Here is a 15800-nt window from a genome sequence, read left to right as displayed (position 1 = left end):
TCTAAGTTTTCTTTAGCCCAAATAGCGAGGATATCTTTCTCTTTGGTAAGCCCCAATTTATAAATAATATTAGAGCGATGTTTTTCAATAGTTCTAGAAGATAAAGATAATAAACCTGCTATGTCTTTTGAAGATTGACCTTGGCCTACCAACCTCACAATAGTCTGCTCGGATGGAGATAGTAATTTCAATTTTTGTAATTGTGGTAGCACCTGATCGTTAAATACATTATTAAAAACGGAACTAAAATAAGAAACACCTTTGCTTACGCTTTGTATGCAATTATGTATTTCTTTGAAAGGCTCGTCTTTTACAACATAACCAGATATATTTAATTTCTTTGCTTTATAAATAAAAGCTTTTTCTTTGTGTGAGGTCAGGATTATAAATTTAGTAGCTAACCGTTTCTCTTTACATTTTTGTATCACCTCAAAACCTCTGAGCAATGGCATTTCTTCATCTAAAATGGCTATGGTTGGCTGTAAGTCTATAATCTTATCTAGCGCTATGGCACCATTTTCTGCAGTGGCAATAACATTATAATTATAGTCCTTTAACTGGTCTACTAAACCCTTTAATAATAAAGGATGATCATCTGCTACAACAAGGGTAATCGTATCATTCATTTTAAACAGGTATTTGTACTAATATAGAGGTACCAGCTTTTCTTTTACTTTTTATAGACAGGTGGCCTTTTAACATACTAACACGCTCAGCCATTGTTTTTAAACCTAAGCTATTTTGGTTACTCATTTTACTCACTTCAAAGCCTTGTCCATTATCTTTTATTAAGACTTTAATACCATCACTCTGTTTTACTATATTTACAATTAATGTTTTTGCATTGGCATGCTTCAATACATTGTTTACAGATTCTTGTATAAATCTATATAAATTAAGCGATTCGGTTTCATTAAAACAAGTATTCACATCATCGATTTCTACTGAGACAAACAGATCTGTTTCTTCATCCAAATCTAATAATAATTGTTCAATACTATCTGTTAGTCCCAGTTTTTTTAAGGTAACAGGATATAAGTCTCTAGAGATACTGCGTACTTCTTCTAAGGCCTTATAAGCCATTGCAGAGAGTTCTGTTTGACCACTATTATGAGCTTTTATTTTAAGTAATGTCATTTGTTGCCCTACACCATCATGAAGATCTTTGGCTATGCGCATACGCTCTTGTTCTTGGGTTATAATCAGCTCTTGCGAAAACTCTTTTTGTGTCTTTACACGCCTCTTTGTGTTTTGAAAAGAACGATAAAACATAAGCCCTCCAAACAACAATAAAAGTCCTGAAAAACCAAAAAACATCAGTTGTGTTTTATTTTTATTCTCAAGATTCAATACACTAATATTAGCGTTTTGGTTTTCAATCTTCAAATCTCGTTTTTCAGTTTCGTAGAGCGTTTGATAATAGGCTAAAGACTTTAATTTTTGAGTATTAGAAAGAGAGTCTTTTAGAATGTAGTGGTTAAGAAGGTGGTTTTTGTAGTTAATACTATCGCCATTTGCCTTATATGCCTCTGCCAAAAATTGTTCTGCTGCGGCAATATCTCCAGGATACGCTTTTTTATTCTTTACTAATGATAAAAATTCAACACTATAATTTACAGCCTTTTTATACTCGCCTTTTGCAAAGAACAAAACCCGTTTTGCTTGAACAATTTGCTCTTTCATGTCATCACTATCATTCTTTTCGTACAAGACATTGAGGTCTTCAAAACACTTTTCAGCTTGAAGTATGCTGTCGTTTTTACAATAGGCATTAATGAGCTGTGTTAGAATTTTAGACTCTAACAAAAACGCATTACTCAGTTTGCTATTAGCCAAATAAGCTGCTTTTATACTAACTAATTGCTTTTTAAAATCTCCTCTTCTTTTATGATCTTCAGCAGCATTATAATATAAATTTGTTAATGAATTAAATCTATTAGTCTTACCTATCATCATAATAGATTCATTGCGCTCTTTTTCTGCCTCTTCATAAAATGCGTTTCTACTATACAGCACAGCTAAAGAATTTTTAGCACCAAGAATATTAATGGTGTCCTTCAATTTTGTAAATATTTGAGATGCTTCTTTTAAACTTTGAGATGCCTCTGCAAACTTTCCTATTTCAGATTCATTAAAACCAATATACATTGTTGCCCAGCCAAGCAACTGTTCATCTTTCGCTTTTTTAGCATATGATTTAGTCAAGGCATAATATTCAAAAGAAGTGTCTATGTCACCTGTATAATAATAACTATCAGCCGCATTTAAATACATTCGACCAATGGCACCAAAATCTTTCCCTTTATTTAATTTATCGACATACGTATTAAATAACTTGAGACCTTCCTGAGGCTTGCCTAGAAAATTATTTTGAAAACCCATTAAATCAGCTACCTTCTTAGCTGCGAAATTTAGAGAGTCTAATTTAATAGCAAAATCAATAGTTTTACGAAGTACAGCATCGTATTCTAATTTTGGGTTGCGATAGGTGAGTTTTGTCAAACTATCTAACCAATTAAGGCGTTCTCCTTTTTCGGTTTGTTGAATCTTTAAATTTACAAATTCTATTTCATGTTGTAAGTCTAGGTCTTGTGCTACTGTTTGGAATACAAAAAACAGAAAAAAAACTAACAGCGTACATTTCATAAAAACTTTACTATGTTTTAAAGATAACTATATTTTGATTTAATTAATGCTTGGAGGCCTTGTTTTTCGAAATCAAAAAATTAAGAATCTAACTGTAAGCCTTTTAAGGTATATTCAAATATTTATGTGTTTGTAATGAGACTTTCCACTTAGGGTTTGACATAACGTAATCTACAATTTCTGGCACAACTCTATCGCGCTTGCTCCATTCTGGTTGTAAATACAGCATACAATCCTTATTTACTTTAGAAGCTTCTGCTTCGGCAAATTTAAAATCAGCTTTATTGTAAATAATGCATTTTAGCTCATGTGCTTTTTCATAAATCTCTTGAGTAGGCAATTTTAGTTTTTTTGGTGAGAGGCAAATCCAATCCCAAGTTCCTGTTAGCTTATAAGCACCCGAAGTTTCAATATGCGTTTGCAAACCTTTAGCTTTTAATTGCTTGGTCAACTCAGTCATATCCCAAGTTAAAGGCTCCCCTCCTGTAACTACAATAGTTTTACTGTAATTAACAGCGTTTTCTACGATCTTTTCAGTTTCAGTAGGCGGGTGCAAATCGGCATTCCAACTTTCTTTAACATCACACCAATGGCAACCTACATCGCAACCTCCAATTCTCACAAAGTAGGCTGCCGTTCCTTTATGGAAACCTTCCCCTTGAATGGTATAAAATTCTTCCATTAAAGGCAGTAGCAATCCTTTATCCAATAACTCTTGTCTTTCAGTTCTTGTCATAGCCTGCAAATGTATTAAATAGTAAGCAGTATTCAGTGGCAGTATACCGTAAATTTAGACTGTTTCTCTTCGAAATATTTTTTTTCTTTCACAGTATCCAAGGCTTTTGGCAGTCAACGTAAAAAGCTATCTCTTACAGTTTACATAAACCACGAAAAAAAACACCTCTCTAGACTACTTCATTTTTTGGTCTATTGTTTAAAAACCACTACATAATCCTCGTATTTAAAATTAACTTATAACTTTAGGCTATGGACTTCAAAACTAATGACAGCTCTTAAAATCACATCTTTCCTGTAACCAATTTAACCGCCACAACTCAATATTAAAAAAAGAACTCCAACTGCTAATCCTGATGCTGCAAAAGTGATTCTTGACGGTTTCTTTGGAAAGTAGGACTTGTAATTAGTTTTGAAGCCTGGAAAGTCATCTCTATGTATTTTAAAAAAACAGTCAATTTTACAACCTAATCTAATCCTGAATCATACTGTTCTAAAACTACTTTTATGTTTTTTCTTGCTAAACATTGTCTAAGTCCTGCTTCTATTATCTCTTCAACAAGCGTTTTCGTATAATGACACATCCCAACTTGTCCTGCTGAAATAAAAACCCGTTAACTTCAACTGCATTGCTAAAAGGTTCTTGTTCTTTTTTGGGTTCATGAGATTTGTAGAAGATGATTTCCGAAGACCTTTTTGTGCAAGACATATTTCCGAAGCAAAAAAAAACAGAGTAATAATAAATAGTAAATGTTTCAGCATAGTCGATTTTAAACTTGTCTAAAATTATACTATTTTTATAGAAATTTTGAAGGCATGAGTAGAACTGAGGATTTTTTAAAGGAAATCACAGAAGGAAATACGAATAAAGGTGATTATATCACTTTAGGGTCTGCCATGTTGGATGGTGAAACCCTAACCAATGCCTTTGTGAATGTGCCTCTAAAAACGATGAATAGGCATGGTTTGATTGCTGGCGCTACTGGCACCGGAAAGACTAAAACGCTTCAGGTTTTAGCTGAGAGTTTGAGCGAAAAAGGTATCCCAGTATTATTAATGGATATAAAAGGTGATCTAAGTGGGTTAGCAAAACCAAGTCCTGGTCATGCAAAAATTGATGAACGTCATGCCAAAATAGGATTACCTTTTGAACCTAAATCATTTCCTGTTGAAGTCATGACATTGTCTGAACAAGATGGTGTAAGACTTCGTGCCACCGTTAGTGAATTTGGGCCTGTTCTTTTCTCTAGAATCTTAGATTTATCTGAAACACAATCTGGTGTTGTATCAGTAATTTTTAAATATTGTGATGATAATAAATTGCCGTTACTCGATTTAAAAGATTTCAAGAAAATATTACAATACGCAACGCAAGAAGGCAAAATAGAATTTACTAAAGCCTACGGAAGAATTTCCACAGCATCTACAGGTGCTATTCTAAGAAAAATAGTTGAAATTGAACAACAAGGTGGCGCTTTATTTTTTGGCGAAACCTCATTTGAAGTTAATGATTTATTGCGCGTTGATGATAACGGAAGAGGTTATATCAATATTATTCGTTTAACAGATATTCAGGATAGACCAAAATTATTCTCCACATTTATGCTGAGTCTATTGGCAGAAATATATTCTACATTCCCAGAACAAGGAGATAGTGGCCGACCTGAACTTATTTTGTTTATTGATGAAGCGCATTTGATTTTTAACGAAGCCTCAAAAGCATTATTAGGCCAAATTGAAAGTATCGTAAAATTGATTCGTAGTAAAGGTGTTGGCTTGTATTTTGTAACTCAAAACCCAACAGATGTTCCTGAAGCTATTTTAGGTCAGTTAGGTTTAAAAGTTCAACATGCGCTAAGAGCATTTACAGCAAAAGATAGAAAAGCAATAAAATTAACTGCTCAGAACTATCCGGATACTGAATTTTACGATACTGCCGATGTTTTAACATCATTAGGTATTGGAGAAGCATTAGTATCTGCATTAGATGAAAAAGGAAGACCTACACCTTTGGCTGCAACAATGATACGCGCCCCAATGAGTAGAATGGATGTTCTAACAGATTTAGAGCTTAGTGGTCTACTCGGGAAATCTAAACTTGCAAAAAAATACAACCAAGACATAGATAGGGAGAGCGCGTACGAAATGCTTAGTGAAAAAATTGAGATTGCTGATGCAGAAGACGCTAAAGAAAAAGCACGTCAAGAAAGAGATGCTCTAGAAAAAGCTGAAAGTAAAAGACGCTCATCCCTGTCTCGCAGAAGAAGCACTAGACAGAATCCAATCCTTAAAGTTTTGACAAGTCCTACTGTAATTAGAAGTGTTCTTGGTATCTTGACAAAATTGCTTAAATAATTAATTTTTAGACCCCTTTTTATAATTCATATGACAAAACTATTCACCATTATCGTTTTAACCGCATTGCTATCAAGTTGCACCTCGGAAAAAGAACAAAACCCATTCTTGATTAATAAACAAAACATCGGTTTGCTAACCGATTCTACTCAGGTTAAAGATTTAAAATTAGTATTTGCAAAGGATTCTATACTACAACCTTCTCTTAAAGGAGATCAATTCATATTACAAAATAATGACATTGAAATCTATTCTTCTGAAGGAATAAAAATGTTGATTCTATCTCCTCGACGAGTATTAGATTCAACCTCTGTGATTGGTAGTGTTAGAATATTGAGCGAAAACTATAAAACAGAAAAGGACATTTCCTTATTAAGTACTTTCAAAGACATAAAAGAAGCTTATAAAATTTCTAGTATAAGTAATCTTATAAACTCAGTCGTTATTTATATTGACGAAATCGATGCCTCTTTTACAATAGATAAAAAAGAATTACCTGCAAACTTAAGATTCGATATGACCCTTAAAATAGAGCCAGTTCAAATACCTGATGCTGCACAGGTTAAATATTTCATAATGCATTGGCAATAGTAGATTAAGCAATTTAACATGTTGAATAATACACAACTAAAAAGTTTAGAGAGAAATACATAATCATACATGAAAAAATATAAGATTCAAAACGCTCCCTTTGTTGTTCCCACTACTGACGGAAAAGTCATTGAAGAACATTTTGGAAATGCTACAGATGGCAACTCACAAATAAGTATTGCTCACATGATAGCTCCTACGGGATGGAGTGAGCCTTTTCAAACTCCAGAATTTGATGAATATACTTATATCATTAAAGGTAAAAAACAATTTATAATTGAAGGAGAAACTATTATTCTGGATGCTGGTCAATCCATAAAGATTAATAAGAACACCAGAGTTCAATACTCCAATCCTTTCACTATTGCTTGTGAATACATTGCTATATGCACACCTGCTTTTTCTATGGATTTAGTAAACAGAGAAGATCAATGAGACAAGCTATAGTAAAGACAATAGGTGGTTTTATAAATATCACGAGTATGTTATCTCCTAAACTTGGAGGCAAAATAGCTCTTAAGCTATTTTCGAAACCTAGAAAAATCAAACTTAAAGAGCCAGAAAAAGATTTCTTAATGACTGCTTTTATTGAGGATATTGACTATGAAAACCTCAATATTATGACCTACCGATGGTTAGGCAAAAAGGAGACCATTTTATTAGCTCACGGTTGGGAAAGCAATTCTTTTAGATGGAAATCATTGATCGAAAGACTTAAAAAGCTAGATTATAATATTGTAGCTTTAGATGCACCTGCCCACGGTAGATCAAGCGGAAAACTGTTTAATGCGATACTTTATTCTGAGTGTATTCATATTGTAGCAAAGAAATTTAATGCAAATATTATTATTGGACACTCGGTTGGCGGGATGGCTACCGCTTTTTGTAAAAGCAAGTATGAATTACCCTCTGTAAATAAATTAATTTTATTGGGAGCCCCTTCCAATTTTGTTGGTGTTTTTAGTCGATATACTGCTATGATGGGTTACAGCAAACGTGTGTCCAGGGCTATGAATGAACTAATACATGAGCGTTTTAAAGAGAAACCAGAACATTTTAATGCGGCACGATTTCTAGAAAACGAATGTACTCAAGGACTCTTAATTCATGATAAAAAGGATAAGATTATTCCTTATAGTGACGCAGAAGATTTTAAAAATTACTTCAAAAATGCCACACTTATTTCTACGGAAGGTTTTGGTCACGGTTTACGACACGAAGAAGTAAACAATCATATTATAGATTTTGTTAACGCTTAGTTTTGTAATTTTGTCTCATGGCAGATAATTTAAAACGAATCAACAAATTTCTTAGCGAAGTTGGCTACTGTTCTCGCAGAGAAGCAGATAAGCTCATTGATGCTGGACGAGTAACAATTAATGGCGTTGTACCAGAAATGGGAACTAAAATTGCGCCTTCCGATGAAGTTCATGTCGATGGAAAACTCATAGAAAACACAAAACAAAAGTTTGTTTATCTGGCGTTTAATAAGCCTGTAGGTATTGTTTGCACAACAGACACTCGTGTAGAAAAAGATAATATCATTGACTTTATAAATTACCCTAAACGTATTTTTCCAATTGGGCGGTTAGATAAACCTAGTGAAGGTTTAATCCTTTTAACCGATGATGGAGATATTGTCAATAAAATTCTTCGCGCAAGTAATAATCACGAAAAGGAATATATCGTCACTGTAGACAAGCCCATTTCCCAAACATTTATAAAACATATGTCCAGTGGGATTTATCTAGAAGAACTTGAAAAAACCACAAAGAAATGTGATGTCAAGCGACTCGATTCGCAAACCTTTAGTATCATTTTGACTCAAGGTTTAAATAGACAAATACGTCGTATGTGCGACTATCTCAACTATGAAGTATCTTCCTTGAAACGTGTTCGCATCATGAATATCCCTTTAGATATGCCTGTTGGAGAATACAGAGAATTGACTAAAGGAGAATTCGCAGAATTAAATAACCTACTTGCAGCATCTACCAAAACGTATTTAGAAAAAAATAATTAATAGCAGATTTATGTCAACTAATATCTCTCCTTTTCATCTTGCAATTCCTGTTCATAATTTAGAAGAATGTAGAACATTCTACAGAGATATTCTCAACTGTGAAGAAGGCCGAAGTAGTGACCATTGGGTAGATTTTAATTTCTTTGGACATCAACTCGTTATTCATTATAAGCCAAAATCAAAAGAAGAAATTCATACCAATGCTGTTGACGGAAAATCTGTTCCTGTCCCACATTATGGTGTCGTTTTACCTTGGGATACATTTCAAGACTTTTCCAAAACGATTGCCTCTAAAGGTGTAGAGTTTATTATTGAGCCTTATGTTAGGTTTGAAGGTCAAGTTGGTGAACAAACTACCATGTTCTTTTTTGATCCTGCAGGAAATGCACTTGAATTCAAAGCTTTTAAAGATATGAGTCAATTATTTGCAAATTAATTTTTCTTAGCTTTTACTTCAGAAATGTAAAATGGCAAATAAATCAATAGAAATAAAGGAATTATTACCAACTGAGCAACGATGATATAATAAGGCCATTCACCAAAATAATCCAGCACTGAAGCAGATTCTGGCTTTCTATTCAAATAAAAATAATTAGCATCTAAAAAGTAATTGATCACAATCATTAAGACCACATACACTTGCAATGCTAGAAAGGATTTAAAAATGCTTTTGAATTTAGGCCTCATCTTAAAGACAAAAATAGTGTAGAATATTACAGTTAACAGTCCTAAATGAACTATCCAATATCTCATATAATCTAAACTAGGGAAACCGTCGGCAATATCTGGAGTAATAACACCTTGTAGAGTTCCTGCGATGACCCAAAAAACTAAGATTTCGAACATCCAATAGTGTCGATAATATGTAAAAATTGGAATAATTATTGCCAAGAAACTGCACAAGTACAAAGGCAAGTCTGTTCTAATATTATAGTCTGTAGTGAACATATAATATAAATGGAACGCAATCACTACTAGCGATATAAAAATAGCGATATAGTGAATCACGCGCTGCTGAGTTTCTGAAGAAATTGTTCTCGCGAACCTAATTAAAGTTACTGCTACAATTATAGCCAATCCAATAGGAATGAGATGTTCCAAACTTAGAATTTGAACACGATTTACAGCAACGAATAATTTAATCATGCTGCAATATAAAATTTAATCGACACTTAGATTGCTATCGCGATGTGCCTCCAATAAAAATATCTCTTTATTTCAGCAATACTCAATGACTAAAAACTAGCTTTGCTATGAGTGATAATTAAAATACAATGAATGCCATTAGAAAGAGGTCCGACCGAAGCATCTTTATAATTTAAGTTTCATCACGGTACTCTGGGACAGAAACAAAGTTACATGCGTTGCTCACGAGCTAACAAAGTGTTTTTAAGAAGCATTGCGATAGTCATTGGTCCAACACCTCCAGGAACTGGTGTAATATAACTGGCTTTCTTACTTACATTTTCAAAATCAACATCACCTGTAATTATATACCCTTTTGGAGAGTTTTCATCGGGTACTCTTGTAATTCCAACATCCACAATTACCACGTCATCTTTTACCATTTCTGCCTTTAAGAAATTTGGAACACCTAAGGCAGAAATAATAATATCTGCTTGAGATGTAATTTGCGTAATGTTTTTTGTGTGACTATGCGTCAATGTTACAGTAGAATTCCCAGGAAACCCTTTACGCCCCATCAATATACTCATTGGTCTCCCAACAATATGACTTCTTCCAATGACTACGGTATGTTTCCCTTTTGTTTCAACACCATAACGATCCAAAAGCTCCAAAATACCAAAAGGTGTTGCAGGAATAAATGTACTCATATCTAATGCCATTTTCCCAAAGTTTTCTGGATGAAATCCATCAACATCTTTACTTGGATCTACAGCCATCAACACTTTTTGAGTATTGATTTGTGGTGGCAATGGTAGCTGGATGATAAAACCATCGATATCATCATTTTGGTTTAATTCTTCAATCTTATCTAGCAATTCTATTTCGCTGGTCGTATTAGCCATACGAACCATTGTTGATTCAAATCCAACACGCTCACAAGCACGCACTTTACTCCCAACATAAGTCAAACTTGCACCATCATTCCCAACAATAACAGCAGCTAAATGAGGGACCTTCTCTCCTTTAGCTTTCATTTTATCAACTTGAGCCTTAATTTCGTTTTTTATGTCGTTGCTTACTTTTTTACCGTCTAGAATTGTCATCGCAGTGTTATATTATGTTATTTCTATTATATAAAAAGGTGTGAATTCTTAATTCATACCTTTCATAGCTTGCATCATTGCTTTACCTTTCCCACCCTGCATCATCTTCATCATCTTACTCATCTGGTTAAATTGTTTTAAAAGTTGATTCACTTCTTGCACAGAAGTACCAGAACCTTTTCCAATTCGTTTTTTCCGACTGGCGTTTATAACTGTTGGGTTTGATCGTTCATCTGGTGTCATTGAATGAATAATAGCTTCAATACCTTTAAATGCGTCATCATCAATATCAACGTCTTTCATCATTTTTCCTGCTCCAGGAATCATTCCGATAAGATCTTTCATATTACCCATTTTCTTAATCTGCTGGATTTGCTTTAAGAAATCATCAAATCCAAATTGATTTTTAGCAATTTTCTTTTGAATCTTACGAGCTTCTTCTTCATCATATTGCTCTTGAGCTCTTTCAACAAGAGATACAACATCTCCCATTCCTAAGATACGATCTGCCATACGTGACGGATAGAAGACATCAATTGCTTCCATCTTTTCACCTGTACCAATAAATTTAATTGGTTTATTTACAACAGATTTAATAGATATTGCCGCTCCACCTCGTGTATCACCATCGAGTTTGGTTAGGATTACACCATCAAAATTCAAAATATCGTTGAATGCTTTTGCTGTATTTACAGCATCTTGACCTGTCATAGAATCTACGACAAATAGAGTCTCTTGTGGTTGGATTGCTTTATGGATGTTAGAAATTTCATCCATCATGGCTTTATCAACAGCTAAACGACCAGCGGTATCAATAATAACCACATTATGTCCATGTTCTTTTGCATGCGCTATACCAGCTTGTGCAATAGCAATAGGATTATTATTTCCTTTATCACTATACACATCAATTTTTAATTGATCACCTACAACATGTAATTGGTCAATCGCAGCAGGACGATAGACATCACAAGCTACTAACAATGGTTTTTTAGACTTCTTATTTCTTAGGTAATTGGCTAATTTACCGGAGAAGGTCGTTTTACCAGAACCTTGCAAACCAGACATTAAAATAATACTTGGATTACCAGACAAGTTGATTCCTTCTGCGTCTCCTCCCATTAATTCTGTTAGCTCATCTTTAACAAGTTTGACCATTAATTGGCCTGGTTGCAAACTCGTTAACACATCTTGACCTAAAGCTTTCTCCTTTACTCTATTAGTAAAATCTTTAGCAATTTTAAAGTTAACATCGGCATCTAAAAGTGCTCTACGAACTTCTTTTAAGGTTTCGGCAACGTTTACTTCTGTAATACTACCGTGACCTTTTAGTACATGTAACGCTTTATCTAACTTTTCACTTAAATTATTAAACATATTCTTGTAGAATTTTAAAGGAACAAAATTAACGATTTGTCGTGTATTTATGACGTTCAATTGAAAAAATAAAAAGGTAGAATACAAAAAAAAGGATTGCTACGACCAACAACCCTTTTTTAACCAACTAAAAACTAAAACTAACTGTTGCGTTTATTTAACAATCACTTGTTTTTAATAGAACAGTTAAAATCATAAAACTCCTACTTTCTAAATCGTGAATCTCAAAACTCAAAACTCAAAATTTCAAATTTATGCTCAAATTCCAACTCATATTAAAGTTAAATTTAGATTTCAATTTCATTTTCATAACTTAGCCTCAACCAAAAAAGAATGTCAAAACCACTTAAAGACCATATTTGTGAGGAACGACTATTCTCCTCTATTTTTAGAACGCACTCCAAAAATTTGCACGATTTTCTATATTATAAATTTGGTAGTCAGTTAAATCCGCAAGACAAAATGCAGGAAGCGTTTGTGAAATTGTGGGAGAATTGTGCTAAAATTCCGCAGAACAAAGCGAAGAGTTTTTTATTCACCACCGCAAACAACTTAATGCTCAACGAGTATGCTCACCAAAAAGTAGTGTTACGACACCGCATGATACAACCAAAACATGCTACGAATATAAATCCAGAATTTATACTTGAAGAAAAAGAATACAAAGTAAAATTAGAAAGAGCAATTGCAGGATTAACAGAAGCGCAACGCGTTGCCTTTTTAATGAATAGAGTTGAAGGTAAACGTTTTAAAGAGATTGCACAATTATTAGATATATCAACAAAGGCGGTAGAAAAACGTATTTATGGCGCCCTTAAAAAATTAAGACAAGATATTGATGAGCTTTGAAAAAAGTTTGCGACAGCAGTAGCAGAAACCAAATTCATAAACACCAAACTAGACTTATAATAAGCCTTAAACCTTTCTAGTTAACAATCAATTACCTAGGATACTTAAAACTGAGACTGCAACTGAAAACTAAATTAAAGGGTAGGACTTTTTAATAATTAACTGTTATATACTTGAATAGAACACAATGAACAAAGAAGACCTCATACAAAAATGGTTAGACCACAACCTAAATCCTAGAGAACTAGAAGCTTTCAAACAGCTTAAAGACTACCCTAATTTAATTAAATTAGACCAAGGACTTATTGGATTTAAAGCAGACACCATTAATGAAGATGACGCTTTTAAAAACGTTTTAAAATCTATTGATTCTCTTAAGAAAAAACCAAGTAAATTATTTGCTACATTATCAAAAATCGCTGCAATTTTAGTCATCGCGTTTGGTATCTATTTCTATGCTTCAACTCTTGACACCACAACCTATACGATTGCCTCACAACAAAAATCAATTGTATTACCTGATGCGTCTCAAGTGCAGTTAAATGCAGTTTCCACGATAACATTTAATAAATCTAATTGGAAAAGCAGCCGTGATTTAGTATTACATGGAGAAGCTTATTTTAAAGTTGCCAAAGGAAAAAAGTTCGATGTAAAAACAAATTTAGGAACTGTAACTGTTCTTGGAACGCAATTTAATGTCAAGCAACGCAATAACTACTTTGAAGTGACTTGTTATAAAGGAAAAGTTGCTGTAAACAGTAAAACAAAACAAATAATACTCCTACCAGGAGACACCTTTTTAATTATTGATGGGAAATATATTGCGACTGAAAAAGAAAATGTATCTCATCCATCATGGCTAATTAATAAGAGCACCTTTAGGAGTATCCCATTCCGAGAAGTTATCGCAGAGTTTGAAAGACAATACAATGTATCTGTAGAATTTAGTGATTTCGAAGGTGCTCAAAACTTCACTGGAGATTTTATACATAATGATATTGAAACTGCCTTAAAATCTATTACTTTACCTTTACAATTAAAGTATAGTAAAACAGATAATATCATTAGACTAAAACGTGAATAAAAAAGGGGTCTTCTATCTTTTTATAATCTTACTATTTTTGAATTTGAATAGCAGTAATGCGCAATCAAATTTAAAAACAAAACTTCCGCTTGCCGAAGTTCTCACGATAATAGAATCCAGATTTAGTATCCATTTCACTTATTTAGATCAAACTATAGCTAATAAAAGCGTCCTTCTCCCTTTGGAAACTTTATCGCTAGAAAACACATTGGAGTATTTACGATCTGAAACAAATCTCGATTTTATCGGTATCAATAACACCAGTGTTGTCATTTCAAAACGGTCTAATCCATTCAGTGATTTTATCACTCAAAAGCTTGAAGAAGTTGTCATTACGAACTACTTAACTAAAGGGATTTCAAAAAATAGTGATGGTAAAATTAACATTAATACTGAAGATTTTGGGATTCTCCCTGGACTTTTAGAACCCGATATTTTGCAAAGTATTCAGGCCTTACCTGGTGTTATGAGTGTTGATGAGCGTGTATCTAATATTAATGTTCGTGGAGGAACTCATGATCAAAATTTAATTTTGTGGGACGGTATAAAAATGTACCAATCTGGACATTTCTTTGGTTTAGTATCTGCTTTTAATCCTTATCTAACAAAGGAAGTAAATGTCTCAAAAAATGGAACTAGTGTAAAATTTGGTGATGGTGTTTCTAGTGTTATTGATATGCAACTCTCTAATAGTCTAGATCAAAATCTTAAAGCTGGAGCAGGTTTCAACCTTATCAATGCAGATGGTTATGCCAAAATCCCTCTTAATGAACAAGCTGAAATTCAAGTCTCTGCAAGACGATCTATAACCGATTTCATTTTCACACCAACCTACGACCAATATCGACAACGTGTATTTCAGGATAGTGATTTTTCTAATCCGCAACAGGGAAATTCGGAAATCATCTCAAATAACGAACGTTTCTATTTTTACGATATCGCTACAAAGTTTTTATATGATATTACTGATCAAGACCAATTTAGGTTTAACTTTTTAACGATTAACAATAGACTAACTTATGATCAACAAGCAAATAATGATTCTGGTATTGCTTTAAAAAACGAACTAGAACAAAATAACTTTGCCACAGGTTTTGAGTATTTAAAATACTGGAATAGCAAACTCACAACAACGGCTAAATTTTACTATACCAGTTACGATTTAAAAGCCACAAACTTTAATATTGCAAATGACCAACGCTCTAATCAAGACAATAAAGTTAATGATCTAGGCCTAAAGATTAATGCTACCAATCATATCGATAATAATTTAAAAATACATGGTGGTTATCAATTTAGCGAGGTGATTATTAGCAATGCTGAAGACACTAACAATCCAAACACAGAGCAGTTTATAAAAGAAGTGGTTCGAACACACTCCATTTATGGTGAAGCCGAATTTACTTCAGCGAATAAAAATACTTATGCGAGAATAGGTTTAAGAACTAATTTTATTGAAAAATTTTCAGAGTTTTTTACTGAGCCACGATTATCTGTAAGTCATAAATTAAACAACGATTTTAGATTAGAATTTTTGGCAGAATTAAAAAGCCAAACTACCTCTCAAATTATAGATTTACAAAATGATTTCTTAGGCATTGAAAAACGCAGATGGATTTTATCTAATAATGAAAACATCCCAATCATAAAAAGCGTTCAAGCAGCTGCAGGTATTCATTACAATAAAAACAAGCTACTAGTGAGTATTGAAGCTTTTATAAAAAACGTGGAAGGCATCACATCTCAAAGTCAAGGTTTTCAAAATCAATTTCAATTTATAGAGGAAATTGGCAAATTTCAAGTGAGAGGGATTGATTTTCTTATCAATAAACAGTTTGATTATTTTAGCACATGGTTGAGTTATTCTTATAGTAAAAACGATTATATTTTTGATGATTTCAATGATGGC

Annotated in this window: 15 protein-coding genes; 9 read left to right on the top strand and 6 right to left on the bottom strand. The window is 33.3% G+C overall.

All coding sequences use genetic code 11. The annotated features are described in order from the left end of the window. From ACJAZK_RS13080 to ACJAZK_RS13070, 3 genes are all read right to left on the bottom strand, one after another. The coding region (locus tag ACJAZK_RS13080; RefSeq protein ID WP_415224395.1) for a response regulator at window positions 1-626 on the bottom strand (626 nt) is incomplete at its 3' end. Between the two features lies 1 nt (window position 627). Then, window positions 628-2646 (bottom strand): sensor histidine kinase, encoded by a 2019-nt coding sequence (locus ACJAZK_RS13075; RefSeq protein WP_415224394.1) that lies wholly within the window; start codon window positions 2644-2646, stop codon window positions 628-630. 103 nt (window positions 2647-2749) lie between these two features. Continuing rightward, a complete protein-coding gene (locus tag ACJAZK_RS13070; RefSeq protein ID WP_415224393.1) occupies window positions 2750-3382 on the bottom strand; it encodes a 7-carboxy-7-deazaguanine synthase QueE in 633 nt (210 codons plus the stop codon). A gap of 815 nt (window positions 3383-4197) precedes the next feature. Here ACJAZK_RS13070 and ACJAZK_RS13065 point away from each other — a divergent pair. The 6 genes from ACJAZK_RS13065 (at window position 4198) to ACJAZK_RS13040 (ending at window position 8786) form a co-directional block, all read left to right on the top strand. After that, window positions 4198-5736, top strand: a complete 1539-nt coding sequence (locus ACJAZK_RS13065; protein WP_415224392.1) for a helicase HerA-like domain-containing protein — start codon at window positions 4198-4200, stop codon at window positions 5734-5736. A 30-nt stretch (window positions 5737-5766) separates the two neighbouring features. Then, entirely contained in the window at window positions 5767-6327 is a 561-nt protein-coding gene (locus ACJAZK_RS13060; RefSeq protein ID WP_415224391.1) for a hypothetical protein, read from the top strand. 69 nt (window positions 6328-6396) lie between these two features. Then, entirely contained in the window at window positions 6397-6762 is a 366-nt protein-coding gene (locus tag ACJAZK_RS13055; RefSeq protein ID WP_028871167.1) for a cupin domain-containing protein, read from the top strand. Beyond that, on the top strand, window positions 6759-7586 hold the full coding sequence (locus ACJAZK_RS13050; protein ID WP_415224390.1) for an alpha/beta fold hydrolase: 828 nt from the start codon (window positions 6759-6761) through the stop codon (window positions 7584-7586). The genes ACJAZK_RS13055 and ACJAZK_RS13050 overlap by 4 nt, the downstream gene beginning before the upstream one ends. A 17-nt stretch (window positions 7587-7603) precedes the next feature. Beyond that, window positions 7604-8350 (top strand): pseudouridine synthase, encoded by a 747-nt coding sequence (locus tag ACJAZK_RS13045; protein ID WP_415224389.1) that lies wholly within the window; start codon window positions 7604-7606, stop codon window positions 8348-8350. A 10-nt stretch (window positions 8351-8360) separates the two neighbouring features. Next, entirely contained in the window at window positions 8361-8786 is a 426-nt protein-coding gene (locus tag ACJAZK_RS13040) for a VOC family protein (RefSeq protein WP_415224388.1), read from the top strand. Here the strand turns inward: ACJAZK_RS13040 and ACJAZK_RS13035 are convergent. The 3 genes from ACJAZK_RS13035 to ffh all read right to left on the bottom strand — a co-directional run bounded on the left by ACJAZK_RS13035 (window position 8783) and on the right by ffh (window position 11958). Beyond that, window positions 8783-9496 (bottom strand): TIGR02206 family membrane protein, encoded by a 714-nt coding sequence (locus ACJAZK_RS13035; protein ID WP_415224387.1) that lies wholly within the window; start codon window positions 9494-9496, stop codon window positions 8783-8785. The genes ACJAZK_RS13040 and ACJAZK_RS13035 overlap by 4 nt on opposite strands. Before the next feature lie 209 nt (window positions 9497-9705). Further along, window positions 9706-10581, bottom strand: a complete 876-nt coding sequence (locus ACJAZK_RS13030) for a bifunctional 5,10-methylenetetrahydrofolate dehydrogenase/5,10-methenyltetrahydrofolate cyclohydrolase (protein ID WP_415224386.1) — start codon at window positions 10579-10581, stop codon at window positions 9706-9708. A gap of 48 nt (window positions 10582-10629) precedes the next feature. Next, window positions 10630-11958, bottom strand: coding sequence for a signal recognition particle protein (gene ffh, locus ACJAZK_RS13025; RefSeq protein WP_415224385.1), 1329 nt, complete (start codon window positions 11956-11958; stop codon window positions 10630-10632). A gap of 333 nt (window positions 11959-12291) precedes the next feature. Between ffh and ACJAZK_RS13020 the strand changes: the two genes are divergently transcribed. The 3 genes from ACJAZK_RS13020 to ACJAZK_RS13010 all read left to right on the top strand — a co-directional run. Then, window positions 12292-12807, top strand: coding sequence for an RNA polymerase sigma factor (locus ACJAZK_RS13020; protein WP_415224384.1), 516 nt, complete (start codon window positions 12292-12294; stop codon window positions 12805-12807). Window positions 12808-12994: 187 nt separating this feature from the next. Beyond that, window positions 12995-13891, top strand: coding sequence for a FecR family protein (locus tag ACJAZK_RS13015; protein WP_415224383.1), 897 nt, complete (start codon window positions 12995-12997; stop codon window positions 13889-13891). Window positions 13892-13928: 37 nt separating this feature from the next. Then, a partial coding sequence (locus ACJAZK_RS13010) for a TonB-dependent receptor plug domain-containing protein (protein WP_415224382.1) occupies window positions 13929-15800 on the top strand: 1872 nt, incomplete at its 3' end.

It is taken from the genome of Psychroserpens sp. (genome assembly GCF_047633235.1).
Lineage (GTDB): Bacteria > Bacteroidota > Bacteroidia > Flavobacteriales > Flavobacteriaceae > Psychroserpens.
This window is presented reverse-complemented; position numbering and strand designations above follow the sequence as displayed.